Raw genomic sequence first — 20,600 nt, 5'->3', positions numbered from 1 at the left:
GCGGCGGCACTAGCCGCCACCCCCGGCTAGCCGGCCAAGACCGGCCGGCCAGACTCGGCCGGCCGAGGCCTGCGCCTCGCCGAGCAGCGCGCAAAAAAACGGCCCTCATATTCGCGGGCCGGTCTTTCGACGCGGCGGCACTGGCCGCCACCCTCGGCCAGCCGGCCAAGGCCGGGCGGCCAGACCCGGCCGGCCGCCGCCTGCGCGCCTCGCCGAGCGGCGCGCAAAAAAACCGGCCCGCAAGCTTGGCCGGTTTCGTGCGCAGCCGGTCAAGCCTGCGGCTACGGCTGCCGCCGCAGCGCGGCGGCCGCGGCGGCCTGCTGCTTGCTGCGGGTCTCGGCGAAATGCTGCAGCTCGTCCAGCGCCGCCTTCGGCGCGAGGCCGTCGTACAGGACGGCGTCGCCCAGCTTGCGCGCGTAGTCCATGACGGCCTGCCAGGCCGGCTCCTGCACGGGATAGAATTTCGCCCGGGTGAGCGCGAGCAGGTTCGCTTTCATCGCGTCGTCCTCCGCGGCGAGCTTCGCGCCGACCTGGGAGTTGGCCGGCAGGAAGCCTTCGCGCCGGATCATTTCGAGGTAGGACGGATCGTCGTAGAGGAAGTCCAGAAACTTGGACAGCGCCTCCTTGTCGGTATGGTCCGTCTTGAAGGAGACGAGCACGTCGTGCACGCCGAACGAGATCGGGGCGCTGCCGTCCTTGACCGGAATCGGCCCAGAGCCCCACCGCAGATTCGGGTATTCCTTCGGCACGACGGACGAGAAATAATTGCCGCTGATCATCATCCCGAGCTTGCCGTCGCCGAGGATGCGCTGCTTTTCGTCCCGGGTCGTGACCGTCGGCTCGGGGTCGGTCAGCCCCGCGTCGTACAGCTGCTTCAGGAACGTCAGCCCCTCCACGTTCTCCGGGGAATCGATCGTCCATTTGCCGCTCTGGATCCATCCGCCGCCCGCGCCGAAGAAGAAGTACGACAAGTACGCCTGCGTCTCGTTGTCGGTCAGGTCGACGCCGAAGCCGTACGCCCCGCCCGCCCGCTTGATCCGCTCCGCGTCGGCCTTCAGCTCGGACCAGGTGCGCGGCGGCGCCTGGATGCCGGCCCGGTCGAAAATCCCCTGGTTGTAATACAGGCTCCGCAGCGTCGCGACGTACGGGATCGCGTACTGATGGCCCTCGATCTGGTCCATGCTCATCAGGTTCGGGTACAGCTTGTTCCGCAGCTCCGGCGAGAGGATGTCGTTGAAGTCGTTCAGCAGCCCGTCCTTGGCGAAATGGGCGTACACGTTCGTGTTCAGCAGATCCGGCGGCTGGTTCTGGCTGATCATCGTCGTGTAGATGCCGTCCAGGATATCCCAGTTGGCGACCTGCAGTTCGATGTCGATCAGCGGATTCTTCAGCTCGAACTCCTTCACCAGCTTCTCCAGGATCGGCTTCGTCTCCGTGCTGTATTCCGAGGCGACGAACCGGATCAATGACCGCTTCTCCGGAGGAGGCGCCGTCCGGCCGCCGTCCTCGCCGCCGCACGCCGCGAGCAGCGCGGACAGCGCGAGCAGCGCCGCGGCCGCGGCGATCGGCCGCCTCGTCCAACCCGGTTCTCTCATGTGGTGGCCCCCTTGTGCGCGTGTGGCATGCTTATTGAATGACGGCGAGCGGGAACATGAGCCGCTGGATGACGGGATCGTTCATGTTCGCCTTGGTCACGACGGTCGAGCCGATCAAGGTCGTCTTGTCCGCCTTGCGGCCGTCGATGAGGCCCGCGGCCGTCTTGACGCCCAAGTAGCCGACGTTGAACGGCTTCTGGACGAGCAGCGCGTTCACGGTGCCCTCCTCGAGCAACTGTATCTCGTAGATCGAGCTTTCGAAGCCGATCAGCTTGTAGACGTCCGTTTTCTTCGCTTCCTTGATCGCCTTGGCGACGCCGAGCGTGGCGCTCTCGTTCAGCGCGACGAAGACGTTCACCTTCGGGTTCGAACGCAGCAGCGCGACGGTGAATTCGTACGCCAGCTGCTCCGAGTCGCCGCTGTAATACAAGCCCGCGACGCGGCCGCCGTGCTCCTGCGCCGACTGCCGAATGCCCTCGATCCGCTTGACCGATACGGACGACCGCGGCGCATCGCTGAAGACCGCGACCGCCGGGGCGCCGTTCGCCGCGCGGGCGGCCGCGTCTCCCGCGAGCCGGCCCGCCTGCAGGTGGTCGTTCGCGACGAAGACCGGCGGATCGGCCAGCGTCAGCGGCGTATCCATCACGACGAGGCGGATGCCCGCTTTGCGGACGTCGTCCAGCAAGGCCGGCATCCGCGGGTCGTCGTCGGGCGCCACCGCGATCGCGTCCGGCTTCCGTCCGATCGCGTCGCGCAGCGCCCGAATTTGCCCGTCCGCGTCCGATTCCTGCAGCGGACCCTGGACGTCCAGCTTGGCGCCGAGCTCCTTCGCCGCCGCCTGGGCGCCCGCGATCATCGTCTGCCAGTAGTCCGAGCGGACGTTCAGCGACTTCAGCACGACGGTGACCGTCTTGTCGCCATGGTCGGGCGCCGGCAGCAGCTTGGCGAAGAAGGCCGCGTAGACGGCGAGCGTCAGCAGCGCGAGTACGAGCAATAGCGTGAGGCGTGGCTTGCGCATGGGGCGTTCTTCCTTTGGCTTAGAGTGTGGGAATCGTGATCGTCACGCAGGTGCCGGCCTCGAGCTCGCTGCGGATCTGGACGCCGTACTCGCGGCCGAAATACAGCTTGATCCGTTCGTTGACGTTGCGGATGCCGATGCCTTTGCGGCTCTCGCCGTCGTCCGGCAGGAACAGCCGCTGCAGCTGCTCCGGGGTCATGCCCTGCCCGTTGTCCTCGACCTCGAACACGACATTGTCGCCCTGCCGCGAGCCGCGAATCGCGATCCATCCTTTGTCCGCGCTGCCCCGGATGCCGTGATAAATGGCGTTCTCGACGAACGGCTGCAGCAGCAGCTTGAGCGTCTTGTGGCGCAGGATGTCGTCCGCGATGTCGATCTCGTAGTCGAGCTGGCTGTCGTAGCGCATCTTCTGAATGAGCAGGTAGTTCGCGATGTGCTCCGCTTCCACGCGGATCGGAACGATCTCCTGGTCCTTCGTGATGCTCGCGCGGAACAGCTTCGCGAGCGCGGACGTCATCAAGACGACCTCCTCGTGCTGCTTCTGCTCCGCCATCCAGACGATGGAATCGAGCGTGTTGTACAGAAAATGCGGGTTGATCTGCGCCTGCAGCAGCTGCAGCTCGCTCTTGCGCTTGCTCTCCTGGTTCTGGATGATCTCGTCCATGAGCGTCTTGATGCGTCCGACCATCATGTTGAACGTCCGGCCGAGCTGCCCGATCTCGTTCATCTGCCGGATCTCGGTCTGAATGCCGAAGTTGCCGCGCTCGACGAGCTTCATGTCGGCCTGCAGATTGCGGATCGGCCGCGACAGCCGGTAAGACAGCCAGAACGAGATGAGCAGCGAGACGCCGAGCCCGAACAGCGCGTACAGCAGAATCGAGTTGCGCAGCGCGCCTTTGCTCGCGATCAGGTCGTCCGTGTAGGCGACCCCGACGATTTTCCAGCCGAAGTTCGTGTCCCGGATCGAATAGATCCGCTTGCCCTCGGCGTCGTCGGCGATGAAGGACGTGCCGCTCGGCGACCCGGTGACGCGGGAGATCAGCTCCGTCCGCAGGTTGCTGTTGATGAGCTGCTGCTGCGGATGATAGACGAGGTTGCCCTTCTGGTCCACGATGAAGACGTAGCCGCGCTTGCCGAGGTTGATGTCGCTCGCCAGGTCGTTGATGACGCTGAGGTTCAGGTCGACGAGAAACACGCCCTCCGCCGTGATGCCGTCCGTGCTCTTCAGCTCGCGGCTGAGCGAGACGACCCAGCGGTATTCGTTTTGGATGATATTCTGGATATGCGGCGCCGAGATGACCGACTTGCCGCCGGCCGCCTTCGCGTCCTTGTACCATGCCTGCTCCGCGATGCCGGCGTTCGGATTCAGGTCCGTGATCCGGCGGTCGGAGACGAACCGGCCGTTGTAGCCGAACACCATGATGTTCGCGATGTCCTTGCGCGTGTAGAGGATCGCTTGAAACAAATCGGAGATCCGCTTCTCGTACGGCCGCCGCTCCTCCGCGCTGATGAAGCTGTTGTCCGAGATGTAATATTTGACGTCCTTGCTCGTCATCGCGAGCAGGGAGATGTTCTCCATGTTGTCGACGTAGGACTGGATGTTCGTGTTCACCTGCTTGATGATTTCCTCGATGTAGCCCTGCGAGTTCTTCTCGACCGCGTGCACGGACAACCGGTAGCTGATCAGGCTGATCGCGACGATCGCCGCGAGAATCACGCACGAGAACGCGAACGAGATGCTCGACTGGATGCTCTTGAGCGGAAAAATCGGCAGGCGCAGCGCGCGTTCCTTCGCCATCTTAAGCACCGCTCTCCTTCGCGAGCCGTTCCCGGTACTCCTTCGGCGTCATGCCGGCCCGTTTCTTGAACAGGATGCTGAAATAATTCGGGTCGCCGTAGCCGACCCGCGCCGCGATCTCGTAAAACTTCAGGCCCGTCGCCTGCAGCAGCTCCTTCGCCTTGGCGATGCGGACGCCGGTCAAATACTCGACGAACGTCTCGCCCGTATGCTGCTTGAACACGAGGCTGAAGTAGCTGGTGCTCATGTGCACGTGGCGGCACAGGTCCTGCAGCGACATTTTGTCGTCGGCGTAATTCGTCTCGATGTATTCGACCGCCCGGTGCATCTGCGCGTTCGTGAAATGGTTCCGGTTCTCCGCGATCTCCGTCATGACGGCGCCGACGACCTGCTTGAGCCACGCCTCGATCTCGTCGAGCGTCTTGAACGCGTACACTTCCATCAGCATCATCTGGCTGTCGATCGACGCTTCGCGGTCGTGCGCCACGACCTCCTGGATCGCGTTCATGAGCGCCAGCACCACCTTCTGCATCTGCAGGAAGCACGTCTCGATCGGCACGCGCGAGCGCTTCAGCTCCGCGATGCCGTCCTCGATCAGCGTCTGCGCCTCGCGGACGGAGCCGGTCTTGACGGTCGAGACGAGCTTGCGGTCCCACGCGGCGTTCGCGAGCGGCTCGCCCTCCGGCCGGCCCTCCAGGTCGAGGATGCCGAGCACGCGGTTCTTGCCGTGCAGGAACCGGTAGTCGAGCGCGGACAGCGCGCCCTTGTAGGAGGCCGGCAGCAGCTCGGCGGACGGCACGACGCGACCGACGCCGAACGTCGCCGTGAAGCTGAGGAACTTCTCGATGTGGTAGCGGACCTCCTCGGCGTACCGGAAAGCGGTTTCGTAAAGGTCGCTGCCGTCCCCTTCGCCGGCGAGAATCGCGACCATCCGCTCCTCGCGCGTGCGGAAGGCGATCGCGCCCTCCCGCTCGGCGACTTCCTCGAAAATATCGAACGCGGCGAACCGCAAAAATTCCGCGTCGTGCTCGTACGACGGCAGCTCGCGGTCGCCGAAGTCGTCGATGTCCGCCACGACGGCGACGGACCCGGCGGCGAGCGGCGCCAGGCCGAAGTACGCGAAGCGGTCCGCGATCTCCGCCTTGCCGAGGCCGACGGCGACGAGCCGCTCCAAAAAGCGCTCTCTTAAAATCGGCAGGCTTTGCTTCAGCTGGCTCTGCAGCCGGCTCAGGTCCTCCCGGCGTTCCCGCTCTTCGTCCATCTCGGCGCGGACCTTGTCCAGCAGCCCCCGGATCTCGCGGGCGGTGATCGGCTTAAGCACGAAGTCCGATACCTTCAGGCGCAGCGCCTGTTGGGCGTATTCGAATTCGTCGAAGCCGGTCAGAATGATCACTTTGATATACGGATAATTGGCGGCGATCAGGCCCGCCAGCTCCAGGCCGTCCATGAACGGCATGCTGATGTCGGAGATGACGAGGTCGGGCTTGCGCTGCTCGATCGCCTCCCAAGCGTCGCGCCCGTTGGCGTAGTCGCCGGTCAGCGCGAAGCCGTGCTCCCGCCAGTCGATCGTGTTCTTCAGGCCGACGCGGACGACGGCTTCGTCGTCGACGATGATTGCGTTGTACATCTGCTCCCCCACCTCCCGCTTTCCCTAGATTAGCCGATCGGGACGGGAATCGTCCATGCCTTTTCTTCTTCCAGCCCGTGACGATTCGGCGAACGGGTCGCAGTACGACCCAATCTATGAAGGCGAGGCGCCGCCGCCCGCGCGAAGAAAGTAGTGCATGCGCCGTGCCTTGCGCCGATGTCCGCTCATATCCTACAAGGAACGCCTAAGGAAGCGAAGCGATGCTTTCATATACGCCAAACGGAGATGACGACCCATGATAACCGTAGTCACCTGCACGATCCGCCGGAAGTGCATCGATAACGTGTTCGCGAACTACAGACGGCAGCGATGGAAAGACAAGCGAATGATCATCGTCCTGAACAACGACAAGCTGAACATCAAGCTTTACCGGAAACGGGCGAAGCGCTATAAGAAGAACGAAATCCGGGTGTACCGGCTTTCCCAGAAATACAAGCTCGGGAAATGCCTGAACTACGCCGTCAAGCGCGCGAGCAAAGGGCTCGTCGCCAAGTTCGACGACGACGACTATTACGGCCCGAAGTTCCTCCGGGAAGCCGCCCGCGCAATTAAAGGCGGCAAAGCCGGCATCGTCGGCAAGCATACGTCCTACGTCTACTTCAAAGCGAAACGGGCGCTGATGCTGTACCGTCCCGGCGGCGAATGGAGCTATACGCGCAGCCTGAAGGGCGGGACGCTCGTCTTCCGCCGTTCGGTCTGGAAGCGGGTGAAGTTTCCCGAGTTCAAGAAGTCGGGCACCGACGCCGGCTGGCTCGGGCGCTGCCATCGCCGCAACATTCGGATCTACTCCCTGTCCAAGAAGCATTACGTCTGCGTCCGCGGCAAGAGCAGCAAGGGCCATACGCAGAAGAAAAGCATGCGCCGCTATATGTCGCAGTGCAAAATGGTGAAACGGACGAAACGGTTTCGCCGGTACGTGAATTAGCCGCCGCGCGGCTCCGCGGAACGCAAACGCAACGAAGGCAGCCTTGGCTCAGGCTGCCTTCGTTGCGTTTGCGCTGCGTTTGCGTTCACGCTGCATGCGCGATGCGTGCGCGCCGGGTTCGTCGTCCCCGCCGAGATCGTCGGACGCGCCGCTCCCGGGAGCGGGAGCCGCGCGTCCGTTGCCGTCGACGTCCGCTTGCCGCCGGCGTCCGTCCGCCTGCGGCGCGGCGGCTCCCGCCGTTCATTCCTCCGAATCCCGCAGCAGGAAGCGGTACCCGATGCCCGGTTCCGTCTCGATGAACGTCGGCCGCGTCGGGTCCTCCTCCAGTTTTTTGCGCAGATGGCCGATGTACACGCGCAGGTAATGGCTGTCGGATTCGTGGTGGTGGCCGCCCCACACCTGCTGCAGCAGATGGCGCTGGGTGACGACTTTGCCCGCGTTGGACGCCAGCACCTTCAGCAGCTCGTACTCGGTCGGCGTCAGCTTCACCCGGCTGCCGTCCAGCTCCACGAGCCGCTGCGCGAGATCGACGACGAGCCGGCCGAAGCGGAGCACCGGCTCCTGCTGGGCGTTGCCCGCGTGGCGCAGAGCCACGCGGATGCGGGCCACCAGCTCGCCCATGCCGAACGGCTTCGTGACGTAATCGTCCGCGCCGCTGTCGAGCGCTTCGATCTTGTCGGCCTCGCGGTCCTTCGCCGTCAGCACGATGACGGGCGCCCGCGACCATTCGCGGATGCGGCGCAGCACCGTCATGCCCGGCACGTCCGGCAGCCCCAGGTCGAGCACGATCAGATCCGGGCGGCCGATGCTCGCCTGGTAGATGCCGTCCTCGCCCGTCGCCGCCTCCAGCACCTCGAAATGATGCGCCTTCAGCGTCACCTTCAACAGCTTGATGATCTGCGGCTCGTCGTCCACGACGAGAATCCGCGCGCCGCCGGTCGTTGTCATGTCAAGCTTCCTCCTCCTTGCGCGTCCGATCCTCGGGAGGCGGCTCGCCCGCCGGCAGCGCGATCGTGACGACCGTCCCCTTCTCCGCCCGGGGCGACGCCGTGATCGTGCCGCCGTGGGCTTCCACGATGCCCTTGCAAATGGCGAGCCCGAGTCCCGTGCCGGTCGTCCCGCCGCCGTTCGCCCCGCGGTAAAACTTCTCGAAAATCCGTTCGCGGTCGGCCTCCGCGATGCCGATCCCCTGGTCCGCCACCGAGATGCGGACCCACGGTCCCGTCTGGCGCGCCGCAATCACGATTTCGCTGCCGTCGGGCGAATACTTGATCGCGTTGCTGACGACGTTGACCAGCACCTGCTCCAGCAGCACCTCGTCGCCCGGAAAATAAATCGCCGGCTCCGGCAGCTTCGCGATCAGGCGCCGGTTCTGCTTGAAGCCCTTCACCTGCGCCAGCGCGACGCCGACGATGTCCGCGGCGTCGCACCAGTCGCGGCGCAGCGCCAGCATGCCGCTCTCGAGCTTCACCATGCCGAGCAGGTTGGTCACGAGGCGGTTCATCCGCAGCGCCCCGTCGCGGACGGTGCCGAGCAGCTCCAGCCGGTCCGCGGACGAGAACACGTCGTCGCTCTCCATCAGCGCCGTCGCCGAGCCGATGATCGTGGCGAGCGGCGTGCGCAGCTCGTGCGACACGGAGTCGAGCAGCGCCGTCCGGATCCGCTCCGACTCCGCCGTCAGATGCGCGAGCTTCGCTTCCTCGCTCAGCTTCACGCGGGCGATCGCGGTCGCGGCCAAGCCGCCGTACGCCTCGAGCAGCCGGCGGCTGTCGGCATGCGGCGCCTCCTCGGCGCGCACGGCCAGGACGCCGTACGTCCGCTCCTCCGTCCGGAGCGGGACGAACAAGCCCGGGAAGGCGCCCAGCGTCCCCGTCCCTTTGCCCGCCGGCTCGCCGTGCTTGAACGCCCAGTCGGCGATGGCCATGGGCGGCTCGCCTTCGCCGAAGCCGTGCTCGCCGGGCGACCACGCCGCCCGCTCCAGCTCGCCAGCGCCGCCCGGCAGGTAGATCGCGATCGGCGCCTCCAGCGTCGCGGACACCTGGGACGCGATATTTTCCAGCAGCGCCCGGAGATCGCCGATCGCCGTCATCTGACGGCTCAGCGAATAGAGCGCCGCCGTCAGCGCTTCCCGGTCCTTGGCGTGCTTCGCCTGCTGCTTCAGCCGGCTCGCGAGCGTCGCGGTCAGCGCCGCCACCGCGATATAGACGGCGAAGGAAAGCAAGTACCGCAAGTCCTGCACCGTAAAACTGAGAAACGGCGGCACGAAAAAATAATCGAACGCGAGCATGCCCGCCGCCGCGGCGAAAACGGCGGGGGCGAGGCCCCAATAGACGGCGCTGAAGAGCACCGGAAATAAATAGATAAGGGCGATGTTGACGGCATCGAACGCCGAACCGACGACGTGAAGCGCGGCGGTCAGCGCGGCGATGCCGAGCATGGTCCAAGCATAAGGCCGGTAAGGCGGCCTTACCGGGCGGTCAGCGGCTGCGACGCTCCTCACCTTCTTTCACCCCGTAATCCGCGACGACCAAGATATCCCGGTACCGGGACAAGGCGATCAGCTTCTTCACGACCGAGCCGTACCGGAGGGCGCTCCACCACGGCAGCTTCGACTGCCCGATGATCAGCTGCGTCGCCTCCGCTTCGTCCGCCTTCGCCGACAGCACGCTCGCGATCGCCTTGCGCGACTCCGCGCGGTGCACGACGAACGTGCCCCCGAGCTTGACGGTCAGCAGCTCCAGCGTCTCCAGCTGGCGCCGCTCCTGCTCGCCGAGCGAGGAGCCGACCTGCACGTAGTTGACGCACCACGGCGCCTTGAGCCGGTAAGCGGTCCGGAAGCCGCGGCGGACGAGCCGCTTGGCGTAGGGCGTGTTGTTGACGCAGACGAAGATCGCCTCGCGCCGGCGCCACGGGCCCCGCAGCGAGCTCTTCCGCTCCAGCGATTCCAGCCGCTCGTCGACGTCGTCGGCGATCTCGCGCAGGGCCAGCTCGCGCAGCGCGATGAGGTTGCCCGTCTTGAAGAAATTCGAGAGCGCCTGGTCGACCTTGGCCATCGCGTAAATTTTGCCCTCGCGCATCCGGTTCCGGAGCGCTTCGGGCGCCACGTCTATCAATTGTACTTCATTCGCCAGCTGCAGAATACTGTCCGGCACCGTTTCGCGGACGCGGATGCCCGTGATCTGCTCCACCGCGTCGTTCAGGCTCTCCAGATGCTGCACGTTCACGGTCGTGATGACCGAGATGCCGGCGTCCAGTATTTCCAAGACGTCCTCGTACCGCTTTTTGTTTCGGCTGCCCGGCACGTTCGTGTGCGCCAGCTCGTCGACGAGCACGACCTCCGGGCTCGCGGCGATGATCGCCTTCGTATCCATCTCCTCCAGCTCGACGCCCTGGTACAGAATCCGCTCCCGCGCGACCGACGGCAGCGTTCCGACCTGCTCGATCGTGTCCCGGCGGCCGTGCGTCTCCAAGAGGCCGATCCGCACGTCGATGCCCTTGCGCAGCAGGTCGTTGCCTTCGCGCAGCATCGTATACGTCTTGCCGACGCCGGGCGCCGCCCCGATGTACACCTTGAACCGGCCGCGCTTGATCTCGCCGATCCGCTCCGTCACCTCCTGCTCGCTCAGCCGCCGGTACGGCTGCGGAGGCGCGGCCGGAGCGATGTTGGCAGGCAGCACGCGCTCGCCTTCCCGCTCCGACCGGTCCGCCACGAGGAAGACGTCGATGCCGGTGGCGCGCTTCAGGATTTGGTTGACGACCGAGCCCTGCAGCAGCTCCTGCCAGCGGGTATGCTTCGTATGCCCCATGACGATGCGAGTCACGCCGTGCGCGGCGGCGTAATCGACGATCGTCTTCGGAATCTGCCGGCGCGAGCGGAACGGCAGCTCCTCGAATTCGCCGTCGACCTTCTCCGCCAGCTTGATGATGCTCCGCCGGAAGACGGCCGCCTCCTTGGACAGCGCGCGCTTCATGTTGCGGAACGTCACGACCAGCAGATCCCCGTTCAGCCGCTTCGCGATCTGCTGCCCGCGGCGGACGTAGATCGACCCGTTCCAATGGTACTGGGCCGATACCAGAATCCGCTCTCCCGTGCCGGCCGGACCGTCGAGGCCCAACTCCTCCCGGTACTCCCGCAGCGAATCGCCGACGTCCTCGGCGACGAGCCGCAGCGCCAGCTCGCGCAGCACGCCCAGATTGCCCCGCTTGAACAGCGGCAGATCCGTGCTCCCGTTCAAATGGCCCTCCGCCAGCCGGTTCAGGATCGTCTCCGGCGTGACGTCGATGAGCCGGACCTCGTCCGCCAGCTCCAGCGTGTCCGCGGGCACCGTATGCTTCACCTCGATGCCCGTAAGCTTCTGGGCCAGCTCCGTATACCCTTCGAGCTCGTAGACGTTGACCGTCGTGATGACGCTGATGCCGTGGCCGAGCAGGAACTTGATGTCCTCGAGCCGCGTGCGGAACCGCGCGCCCTCCCGGTTGCGATGCGCCAGGCCGTCCACGAGAACGACCTCGGGATTGCGCTCCAGCAGCGCGTCGAGGTTCAAGTCCTTGCATTCCAACTGTTCGCGGTACCAGTGAATGCTCGGCACCCGTTCCAGCTCCCCGAGCTGCTCCACCGTCTCCTTCCGCTGCAGCGTCGACACGGCGCAGATGACGACGTCGACGCCCTGCTGCAGCAGCGTCTGGCCTTCCCGCAGCATGTGGTACGTCTTGCCCGAGCCGCTGACGGGACCGATGTAAATTTTCAGCGTGCCCCGGTGCAGCTTGGAGATCGACTGCAATATTTCCTCCGGCGTCTTGCGCCTAAAGCCTCCCACGGCTGTCTCCCCCTCCGTAACCGGTCGTCCTTAACGCAGACAAAGCCGCCCCCCGTTGCCGGGGGCGGCCGCGTCCGTTACAGCTTGATGCGTTGCAGCAGCGCTTCGTTGAGCGCGTTGACGTTCACCCGGGGCTCGCCGAAAATCCCCAGCTGCCGGCTCTTCGTCGTATCGTCGATCAGCTTGTTCAGCTCGTCGGCGCTCAGGCCGGTCGCCTTGCTGATGCGCGATACCTGCGCCTTCGCCGCTTCCGGCGACAAATCCGGGTCGAAGCCCGAGCCGGAGGAGGTGACCAGATCGGCCGGCACGTCCGTCATGCCGGGATTCTCGGCCTTCACGGCGTCGACGTTCTTGCCGATCTCCGCCACGTAATCCTCCGTCGCCACGGCGCGGTTGGAGCCGACCGTCGCGGTCGGATCGAACTTCGCGACCGATACCCGCGGGTGGAACAGCTTCGGCGATTCGAAGCCCTGCGCGATGATCTCCGAACCGGTGACGGTTCCGTCCGCCGCCTCCATCAGACTGCCGTCCGCTTGCTTCGGGAACAGCACCTGGGCGAACCCGGTCGTCACGAGCGGATAAATCAAGCCGCAAACCAGCATCATCACTATCGACACGCGCAAAGCGGTAAAAATCGTTCTCATGTGAAGACTCCTCTTCTACCAAGTTTAGGCCAAATGCAAGCCGTGCAGGATCAGGTCGATGATCTTGATCCCGATGAACGGCACGATCACGCCGCCGATGCCGTACAGCAGCACGTTGCGCGTCAGCAGCCGGTCGGCGCTCATGGCGCGGTACTTGACGCCCCTCATCGCGATCGGAATGAGCAGCGGAATGATGATCGCGTTGAAGATCAGCGCGGACAGGATCGCGGATTTCGGCGACGCCAGGTCCATGATGTTGAGCGATTGCAGCTGCGGCATCGCGATGATGAACATCGCCGGAATGATCGCGAAGTACTTCGCGATGTCGTTGGAGATCGAGAACGTCGTCAGCGCGCCGCGGGTAATGAGCAGCTGCTTGCCGATGGACACGACGGACAGCAGCTTCGTCGGGTCGGAATCGAGATCGATCATGTTGGCGGCTTCCTTCGCGGCCATCGTGCCGGAGTTCATCGCCAGGCCGACGTCGGCCTGCGCCAGCGCCGGGGCGTCGTTCGTGCCGTCGCCCGTCATCGCGACGAGCTTGCCTTCCTGCTGCTCCCGCTTGATGACGGCGATCTTGTCCTCCGGCTTCGCTTCCGCGATGAAGTCGTCGACGCCGGCTTCCAGCGCGATCGTCGCGGCCGTCAGCGGATTGTCGCCCGTGGCCATGATCGTCTTGATGCCCATGGCGCGCAGCTCCGCGAACCGCTCCTTGAGGCCCGGCTTGACGGTGTCCTTCAAGTAGATGACGCCGTAGATCCGGTCGCCGATCGCGACCGCGAGCGGCGTGCCGCCCGCCTTCGCGATGCGGTTCGAAATTTCTTCCAGGTCGCCGGGAATAGTGCCGCCCTGCGCCGCGATATACCGCTTGATCGCGTCCACGGCGCCCTTGCGGATCTTCGTGCCGTCCGGCAGGTCGAGGCCCGACATCCGGGTCTCGGCGGTGAACTCGATCGGTTCGGCTCGGCCGTATTCGGTCTCGGCGAACGACTCGCCGAGCTTCGTCGCCAGCTCGACGATGGACCGGCCTTCCGGCGTCTCGTCCTTGACGGACGCCTTCAGCGAGGCCAGCGTCATTTCCTTGGCGGTCGTGCCCTTCACGGGCAGGAATTCGGACGCCATCCGGTTGCCGTACGTGATCGTGCCGGTTTTGTCCAGAATGAGCGTATCGATGTCGCCGGCCGCCTCGACGGCTTTGCCGGACATCGCGAGCACGTTGAACTGCGTGACGCGGTCCATGCCGGCGATGCCGATCGCGGACAGCAGCCCGCCGATCGTCGTCGGGATCAAGCAGACGAGCAGCGCGATCAGCGTGGCGATGTCCAGCTTGACGTTCAAGTAATCCGCCATCGGCACCATCGTCAGGATGACGACCAGGAAGATCATCGTCAGGACGGCGAGCAGCGTCGTCAGCGCGATTTCGTTCGGCGTCTTCTGGCGCTTGGCGCCTTCGACGAGGGAGATCATCCGGTCGAGGAACGATTCGCCCGGATCCGTCATGACCTTCACAACGATGTAGTCGGACGCGACCCGCGTGCCGCCCGTGACGGACGAGAAGTCGCCGCCGGCTTCCTTGATGACCGGCGCGGATTCGCCCGTGATCGCCGATTCGTCGACGGAAGCGAGCCCTTCGATGATCTCGCCGTCGGTCGGAATGATCTCCCCGGCGTCGACGCGGACGATGTCGCCCTTGCGCAGCTGCGTCGAGGAGACCTGCTTCAGCGAGCCGTCCTTCCCGATCAGCTTTGCCATCGTGTCAGACTTAGTCTTGCGCAGCGTATCCGCCTGCGCCTTGCCCCGGCCTTCCGCCAGCGCTTCGGCGAAGTTGGCGAACAGCACGGTGAAGAGCAGGATGAAGAACACCGCGAGATTATAGCCCCGGCCCGCGCCGGACGATCCGAACAGATCCGGCTGGATGGACAGCAGCAGCGTGATGAGCGTGCCGACCTCCACGATGAACATGACCGGGTTCTTGATCATGACGGCGGGATTCAGCTTCTTGAACGCGTCCCCGACCGCAGGAAGGACGAGGTCCTTCGATAACGTTTTTTTGCTTGCAGCCATATAGATCCTCCCTTAATTGCATAACGGAAAGCGAGTGCTTGCGGTACGGCGGCGCAGCCGAATTACTTCGGCATGGCCAGATGCTCCGCGACCGGTCCGAGAGCGACCGCCGGGAAGAACGTGAGCGCGCCGATGACGAGAATGATCACGACGAGAATGCCCGAGAACAGCGCCGTGTTGGTGCGCAGCGTGCCGGTCGTGACCGGAATCACGCGCTTGACGGCCAGCGAGCCGGCGATCGCGAGCATCGCGATGATCGAGATGTACCGGCCGATCAGCATGACCACGCCGATGCCGATGTTGTAGAAGTCCGTATTGGCGGTCAGGCCGCCGAATGCGGAACCGTTATTGGCCGCGCCGGACGTGAAGGCGTAGAGCACTTCCGTCAGGCCGTGCATGCCGCCGTTCGCGATCGACGACTGCGCGTTCGGACTGAGGAACGCGATCGCCGTCGGCACGAGGATGATGACCGGATGGATCAGCAGCGCGATGCACGCCAGCTTGACTTCCTTGCCCTCGATCTTCTTGCCGAGGAATTCCGGCGTCCGGCCGACCATCAGGCCGCAAATGAAGACCGACAGGATCAGATACAATAACCCGTTGAGCAGCCCGACGCCTTTGCCGCCGAACACGTTGTTCAGCATCATTTCGGCCAGTGCCGTGAAGCCGCCGAGCGGCGTGAGCGATTCATGCATGTTGTTGACGCTGCCCGTCGTCGCCGCCGTCGTGACGGTCGTGAAGAGCGCCGATTCGGAGATGCCGAAGCGCACTTCCTTGCCTTCCATGTTGCCGTGAACGCCCATGGCGTCCAGCGCGCCGACGCCTTTATATTCCGAGACGAATACCGTCACCAGCATGACGAGGAAAATAAAGCCCATCGCCCCGAATACCGCCCAGCCCTGCTTCTTGTTGCGGATCATCAGGCCGAACCCGTAGACGAGCGCCGTCGGCAGCAGCATCATGCAGATGATGTGGATGAAGTTCGCGAGCGCCGTCGGATTCTCGAACGGATGCGCCGCGTTCGTGCCGAACCAGCCGCCGCCGTTCGTACCGATATGCTTGATCGATTCCAGCGAGGCGACGAGCCCGCGCGTGATCGTCTGGTCGCCGCCTTCGAGCGTGGTGGCGTGCACCGCGCCCAGCAGCGTCTGCGGCACGCCCTGGAACACCAGGAACAGCGCGACGAGGAAAGCGAGCGGCAGGAATATCCGCGTGATCGAGCGGATGATGTCGACGTAGAAGTTGCCGAGATTGTCCTGGCGGCCGATCAAGCCGCGGATGAAGGCGACCGCGATGGCGAAGCCGGTGGCCGCCGACGTGAACATCGGGAACGTAATCGCGATCATCTGCGATAAGTAGGACAACCCGTTCTCGCCGCTGTAGGACTGCCAGTTGGTATTGGTCATGAACGACACGGCCGTATTGAACGCTTGCCCGGCGGGCATGTTGCCGATGCCGTCGGGATTAAGGGGCAGATAGCTCTGCAGCCGCAGGACCAGATAAATCAACAGCAGCATGATGAAGTTGGAGAGGAGCACGGCGCCTACATAGGAGCGCCAGCCCATCGACTCGTTTTCCCGCACGCCCATGATTCGGTAGAGCAGCCGCTCGACCGGACCGAAGACACGGTCCAACCCGGTTCTCTCCTGCGAGAAGACCTTGACAAGATAAGTGCCGACCGGCTTCACCAAGAGCATGATGATGACCAGCGTGACGGCGACTTGAACGAATCCCATAGCCATAGCGATATTTCCTCCTCAATTAATGAAACGGCGATCCAAGGTTTAAAACTTCTCCGGCTTCACCAAGACGAAACCGAGATATACGATCAGGGCAATGGCGATAATCCCCATTACGACCATGGTTGACCCTCCTTCGCGTAGTGTGGGCCGCGTCCCGCGCCCGGCTTTTCCTCCGGTCCGCTTACGCGCCCGGGCGCCGCCGGCTCAGGCGCGTCCGCAAAATGCCCGGAACCCCCAAAAGAGTCCGAAGACGACCGCAGCCAAGAGCACCATCGTAAAATCGTTAACCATCCGTACACCCTCCTCCGCTACCTTTCCCTTGCCTACTGATACTTTCTTCCAAAGTAAACCTTTTTATGCTACTCCAGCAGAGAGCCGAGGCCGCCCGTCTGGACATGCAGGATATGGTCGGCGCCGAGCCCCTTGTAGATCAGCCGCCCGTGCGTGCGTCCCGTGACGACGTACACCGGCTGGTCCGTCCACTTTCGGATCATGCGCAAATACCTGCAGCACAGCGACAAGCTGCTCTCGAACAGGAACGCCTTCCCGACGGGGCGTTCCGGCCGCTCCCACGTGTCCGGATCGATCGTGTTCACCAAGAGGATCGACCCGACGCCGAGCTTGGCGAGCTGCTGCCGTTCGGCGACGCTGTTCGTGACGGCCATAAACGGCAGCCCCTTGACGAGCAGCTGCTTCATGAACTGCTCGCCGGCCTTGGTCATGGCCGACACGACGATCGCCGGCGCCGTCTGCTGCCCGGCCGTCTGCTGCGCGGTTGCTTCCCTTTCGTTCACGTCTTCATCCCTGCTCCCTTCTTTCGCACACCGTCATCTTAACGCCGTTCCCCATAAATTCGGGGTAAAGAGTGCGGGGCCGGGCGTAAAAAAAGCATAAAAATGACGACTGCCGCCTCTTTCGTTTCCTAAAAAATTACATATGCTTGCGCATGCTCGAAGCAGTACGCGTGGTCGTGCAGGCTGACGAACAGCGGCTCGTCCGGCTCGGCCGCGCGGCCCGCGGCCAGTTCGCGCAGCGCGTTCTCCGCCGCGAGCGACCGGACGTCGCCCCAGACGTCGTGCTTCAGGCTCGCCTCCAGCAAGCCTTCGCCGACGGTATGGTGCTTGAACCCTTGGAACGCGCACGCCCAGCGGATGAAATCTCCCTTGAGCGCGCACTCGCGAAAGACGCCGATCCCGAGCTCGCCCGTCGCCGAGCCGAGCATCAGGATCCCGCAGCAATCCTTGACCGTGGAATCCGGCAGCAGCAGCCTTGCCGACTCCCGGTCGAACCGGAAGCATTCGATCCGTTCGATCGTTACCTTGTCCATTCGTTCCCGCCTGTGCGTGGCTTCCGTTTGCACCGCTTGCATGTTCGTCACTCCTATAAATTGGTATAAAAAAGAAGCCGGAAGAAGAGATGTCTCTGCTCCCGGCTTCATGGGCAGCGCAAAGAAAAGCAACGCTTCGCGCGCGTTCGGCCTGGTCGTCTCTCTTGTCCGCTTGCGAGGTTAGCTGCCGGATTCGGGCCAGAGAATGCCCTACGCGCGCAAGCTGAGCCTGCCCGCGATTCACCCCGTGAAGCCGGTCCTGGCGACAGGCGGCTTCGATGGTTCCCCCGCTCCCTTGATGGGATTCAGCGTTCGGTTAAGTTGTGGTATTGATGCTTCTAATCGTAGTCCCGGCCGGGAAAATTGTAAAAAGCCGCCGCGCGCGCCATGACGCGGGCTGCGGCGAATTCGCGCGATGAAAACGCGCTCAATTCGTTCGTTTGCGGACGAACCCGCCAATTGCTCCGGAAAGCTTCCTTTTTCCGGCTTGGCGGCGGATGGAAGCGAACGCCGGACAGGCGGCGGGAACGCTGCCGGACGCGCCGCGCGTTGCGGACGCGCAATGCCGACTATGCGAATTGAAATGGAGGGCTTTATGGAGTAAAGTGGAACCATGGATTTCGTTTCCAGTTCCGCGAATACGGAATCCCGCGGCCCGCATTCCATCGCCCCTAATCCTTGATATCCGATGATGCATAAGGAGGAATTCACGATGACCACCGATACGGCGAAAACGCTGTTCGAACCTTTCCGCTCCCCGAAGCTGTCGCTCGACAACCGGATCGTCATGGCCCCGATGACCCGCGGCTTCTCGCCCGGCGGCGTCCCGGGCGACGACGTGGCCGCCTACTACCGGCGGCGCGCGGAGAACGGCGTCGGCCTGATCGTCACGGAAGGCACGCTGATCAACCATCCCGCGGCGGGCGCCAGCACGAAGTGGCCGCACTTCTACGGCGAGGAGGCCTTGAACGGCTGGGCCGGCGTCGTCCGGGCGGTCCACGAAGCCGGCGGCAAAATCGCGCCGCAGCTCTGGCATGTCGGCATGGCGCGCAAGGCGGGCACGGGCACGCATCCGGACGCGCCGTCCGTCGGCCCGTCCGGGCTGAACCTCGCCGGCGAACGGGCCGGCGAGCCGCTGACCGAGCGCGAAATCGCCGATCTGATCGCGGCGTACGCGCAGGCGGCCGGCGACGCGAAGCGGCTCGGCTTCGACGGCATCGAGCTGCACGGCGCCCACGGCTACCTGATCGACCAATTCTTCTGGGCCGTCACGAACGTCCGCACGGACGCGTACGGCGGCGACATGCTGAAGCGGACCCGCTTCGCCGCCGAGGTCATCGCCGCGTGCCGGCGCGCCGTCGGCCCGGACTTCCCGATCATGCTGCGGTACTCGCAGTGGAAGGACGGCGCGTACGACGCGAAGCTCGCGGCGACGCCGGATGAGCTGGCCCGCTTCCTGGAGCCGCTCGTCGACGCCGGCGCGGACCTGTTCCACTGCTCGACCCGCCGGTTCTGGGAGCCCGCGTTCGACGACGGCGCGGACCTCAACCTCGCCGGCTGGACGAAGAAGCTGACGGGCAAGCCGACCGTCACCGTCGGCTCCGTCGGGCTCGACCTGGAGTTCACCCGCTTCTTCAAGGAGCGCAAGGGCGCCGGCACGGCCGGCATCGAAGGGCTGCTCGAGCGGCTCGCGCGCGGCGAATTCGATCTCGTCGCCGTGGGGCGCGCGCTCTTGAACGACCCCGAATGGGCCGTCAAGATCCGCGAAGGGCGCGACGACGAGCTGCGCGCGTTCGAGCTGGAAGCGACGCAGCGCCTGTATTAACGCGAATCGGGCGCGCAGGATGCGCCAACGGAAAAAGGCTGTTCCCGCCCGGGCGGGAACAGCCTTTTATGCGCGTCGGTCCGCGTTCGGCCTCGCAAACGATCATGCGGATCGCGCGCGGCGGCGCGGCATTGGCGCGTACGCCTTCGCGCGTTCGCTATCCGTACGGCGCGAGCTCGACGAGATCGGGGCGAATACATGCGCTCGGAGCTGCGCCGAGAGACGAACTGCGCCTCCGGCCGCGCTTACTGCCGCGTGAACTTCTCCAGCATCTCGCCCGCCGTGGAGGCGACGTGCTCGAACGCCTCGTCGAGCTCCATCACGCTCTCCGCGTGATGACCCATGTCGCGCTTGATCCGGTCGATGTCCGCGCTGATCGCCTTCAGCCGCGCCTGCATCGCGCCGAGCTGCTCGCGGATGTCCCGGGAGGCGTCGCGGCTCTGGGCCGCCATCCGCCGGATCTCGCCGGCCACGACCGAGAAGCCTCTGCCGTATTCGCCGGCGTGCGCCGCTTCGATCGACGCGTTCAGCCCGAGCAGGTTGGACGTGTCCGCCAGCTCCTGCACGACGCCGATGATGGACTGGATGCCGTCGATGTCGCGGTTCAGCGCCTCCGACTTGTCCGCCAGCGCGCCCATCTCGCCGCTGATGGCCCCGAACGCCGCCGCGATGCCGTTCGACGTTGCCGCCATCTCCTGCACGGACGCCGCCAGGCTTTCCGAAGAACCGCGGATCGCGTCCAGCCTGTGGTTCAGCACGGCGGACGTCAGCACGCCGACGACCTCGCCCGCGAGCCGCAGCGGCACCGCGGTGCCGACGTAGGACACGCCGAACCGCTCCGGCCCGCGCTCCTCGCGGAACGTGCGGCCTTGCTCGAAGGCTTTCTCCGATATCGTCCCCGCCAGCGCCGAACGGGGCGTGCCGATCGGGACCTCCACGTCGATGCCCGAGGACCGGTAAGCCCGCACCCCCGTCTCGTCGATCAGAATCAGCGTCGCTTCTTCCGGAAACACGCTCAGCATCGTGTCCATCATGCCGGCGATCGCTTGCAAATAAGCTTCTTTGTCATGGGTCATGCTCGTTGTCCAGCTCCCTTGTATGTCCGCGCTCGGCAGAATGGTCATCCCCTCCTTATATCGGCAAAAGAACGGCCAATAATATGGGCGCGCCGCATAATCGCGGCGCCGAACGCAAAAA

At 64.6% G+C, this 20,600-nt stretch carries 16 protein-coding genes and 1 riboswitch; of the genes, 2 read left to right on the top strand and 14 right to left on the bottom strand.

Going from position 1 to position 20,600, the window contains the following annotated elements; all coding sequences use genetic code 11:
• Nucleotides 1-281 precede the first annotated feature (281 nt).
• The 4 genes from BMZ79_RS31365 to BMZ79_RS31350 are packed head-to-tail and all read right to left on the bottom strand — an operon-like array spanning nt 282 to nt 6,038.
• On the bottom strand, nt 282-1,595 hold the full coding sequence (locus tag BMZ79_RS31365; RefSeq protein WP_090648537.1) for an extracellular solute-binding protein: 1,314 nt from the start codon (nt 1,593-1,595) through the stop codon (nt 282-284).
• A 31-nt stretch (nt 1,596-1,626) separates the two neighbouring features.
• The gene (locus tag BMZ79_RS31360; RefSeq protein WP_090648534.1) at nt 1,627-2,613 is read right to left on the bottom strand and encodes a substrate-binding domain-containing protein; all 987 of its coding nucleotides are present in this window, start codon (nt 2,611-2,613) and stop codon (nt 1,627-1,629) included.
• Between the two features lie 19 nt (nt 2,614-2,632).
• Nucleotides 2,633-4,411 (bottom strand): cache domain-containing sensor histidine kinase, encoded by a 1,779-nt coding sequence (locus BMZ79_RS31355; RefSeq protein WP_090648533.1) that lies wholly within the window; start codon nt 4,409-4,411, stop codon nt 2,633-2,635.
• A gap of 1 nt (nt 4,412) precedes the next feature.
• Nucleotides 4,413-6,038, bottom strand: coding sequence for a response regulator transcription factor (locus tag BMZ79_RS31350; RefSeq protein WP_090648531.1), 1,626 nt, complete (start codon nt 6,036-6,038; stop codon nt 4,413-4,415).
• Nucleotides 6,039-6,294: 256 nt separating this feature from the next.
• Between BMZ79_RS31350 and BMZ79_RS31345 the strand changes: the two genes are divergently transcribed.
• Nucleotides 6,295-6,984, top strand: a complete 690-nt coding sequence (locus BMZ79_RS31345) for a glycosyltransferase family 2 protein (RefSeq protein ID WP_090648528.1) — start codon at nt 6,295-6,297, stop codon at nt 6,982-6,984.
• A gap of 240 nt (nt 6,985-7,224) precedes the next feature.
• On the opposite strand, the gene BMZ79_RS31340 is transcribed toward BMZ79_RS31345, so the two are convergent.
• The 9 genes from BMZ79_RS31340 to BMZ79_RS31300 form a co-directional block, all read right to left on the bottom strand.
• Nucleotides 7,225-7,932, bottom strand: a complete 708-nt coding sequence (locus BMZ79_RS31340; RefSeq protein WP_090648526.1) for a response regulator — start codon at nt 7,930-7,932, stop codon at nt 7,225-7,227.
• Nucleotide 7,933: 1 nt separating this feature from the next.
• Complete coding sequence (locus BMZ79_RS31335) at nt 7,934-9,421, bottom strand: ATP-binding protein (protein ID WP_090648523.1); 1,488 nt, start codon at nt 9,419-9,421, stop codon at nt 7,934-7,936.
• A 40-nt stretch (nt 9,422-9,461) separates the two neighbouring features.
• On the bottom strand, nt 9,462-11,801 hold the full coding sequence (locus BMZ79_RS31330; RefSeq protein ID WP_090648522.1) for a universal stress protein: 2,340 nt from the start codon (nt 11,799-11,801) through the stop codon (nt 9,462-9,464).
• A 77-nt stretch (nt 11,802-11,878) separates the two neighbouring features.
• On the bottom strand, nt 11,879-12,445 hold the full coding sequence (kdpC, locus tag BMZ79_RS31325) for a potassium-transporting ATPase subunit KdpC (RefSeq protein WP_090648518.1): 567 nt from the start codon (nt 12,443-12,445) through the stop codon (nt 11,879-11,881).
• Nucleotides 12,446-12,469: 24 nt separating this feature from the next.
• Nucleotides 12,470-14,509 (bottom strand): potassium-transporting ATPase subunit KdpB, encoded by a 2,040-nt coding sequence (gene kdpB / locus BMZ79_RS31320; protein WP_090648515.1) that lies wholly within the window; start codon nt 14,507-14,509, stop codon nt 12,470-12,472.
• A gap of 62 nt (nt 14,510-14,571) precedes the next feature.
• On the bottom strand, nt 14,572-16,245 hold the full coding sequence (gene kdpA, locus BMZ79_RS31315) for a potassium-transporting ATPase subunit KdpA (RefSeq protein ID WP_090648513.1): 1,674 nt from the start codon (nt 16,243-16,245) through the stop codon (nt 14,572-14,574).
• A 48-nt stretch (nt 16,246-16,293) separates the two neighbouring features.
• Complete coding sequence (locus BMZ79_RS35760) at nt 16,294-16,362, bottom strand: potassium-transporting ATPase subunit F (RefSeq protein WP_371263830.1); 69 nt, start codon at nt 16,360-16,362, stop codon at nt 16,294-16,296.
• 248 nt (nt 16,363-16,610) lie between these two features.
• Nucleotides 16,611-17,045, bottom strand: coding sequence for a hypothetical protein (locus BMZ79_RS31305; RefSeq protein WP_256253275.1), 435 nt, complete (start codon nt 17,043-17,045; stop codon nt 16,611-16,613).
• Between the two features lie 128 nt (nt 17,046-17,173).
• Entirely contained in the window at nt 17,174-17,620 is a 447-nt protein-coding gene (locus tag BMZ79_RS31300; protein ID WP_090648509.1) for a hypothetical protein, read from the bottom strand.
• A 112-nt stretch (nt 17,621-17,732) separates the two neighbouring features.
• A riboswitch (cyclic di-AMP (ydaO/yuaA leader) is annotated at nt 17,733-17,899 on the bottom strand.
• 391 nt (nt 17,900-18,290) lie between these two features.
• Between BMZ79_RS31300 and BMZ79_RS31290 the strand changes: the two genes are divergently transcribed.
• On the top strand, nt 18,291-19,403 hold the full coding sequence (locus tag BMZ79_RS31290; protein WP_090648504.1) for an NADH:flavin oxidoreductase: 1,113 nt from the start codon (nt 18,291-18,293) through the stop codon (nt 19,401-19,403).
• Nucleotides 19,404-19,648: 245 nt separating this feature from the next.
• Here the strand turns inward: BMZ79_RS31290 and BMZ79_RS31285 are convergent, their stop codons facing one another.
• The gene (locus BMZ79_RS31285) at nt 19,649-20,479 is read right to left on the bottom strand and encodes a methyl-accepting chemotaxis protein (RefSeq protein ID WP_256253274.1); all 831 of its coding nucleotides are present in this window, start codon (nt 20,477-20,479) and stop codon (nt 19,649-19,651) included.
• Between the last annotated feature and the right edge of the window lie 121 nt (nt 20,480-20,600).

The sequence above is a fragment of the Paenibacillus sp. UNC496MF genome, from assembly GCF_900113915.1.
GTDB lineage: Bacteria > Bacillota > Bacilli > Paenibacillales > Paenibacillaceae > Paenibacillus_Z > Paenibacillus_Z artemisiicola.
Note: the sequence above shows the minus strand (reverse complement) of the source record. Positions and strands in the feature narration are given on the sequence as shown.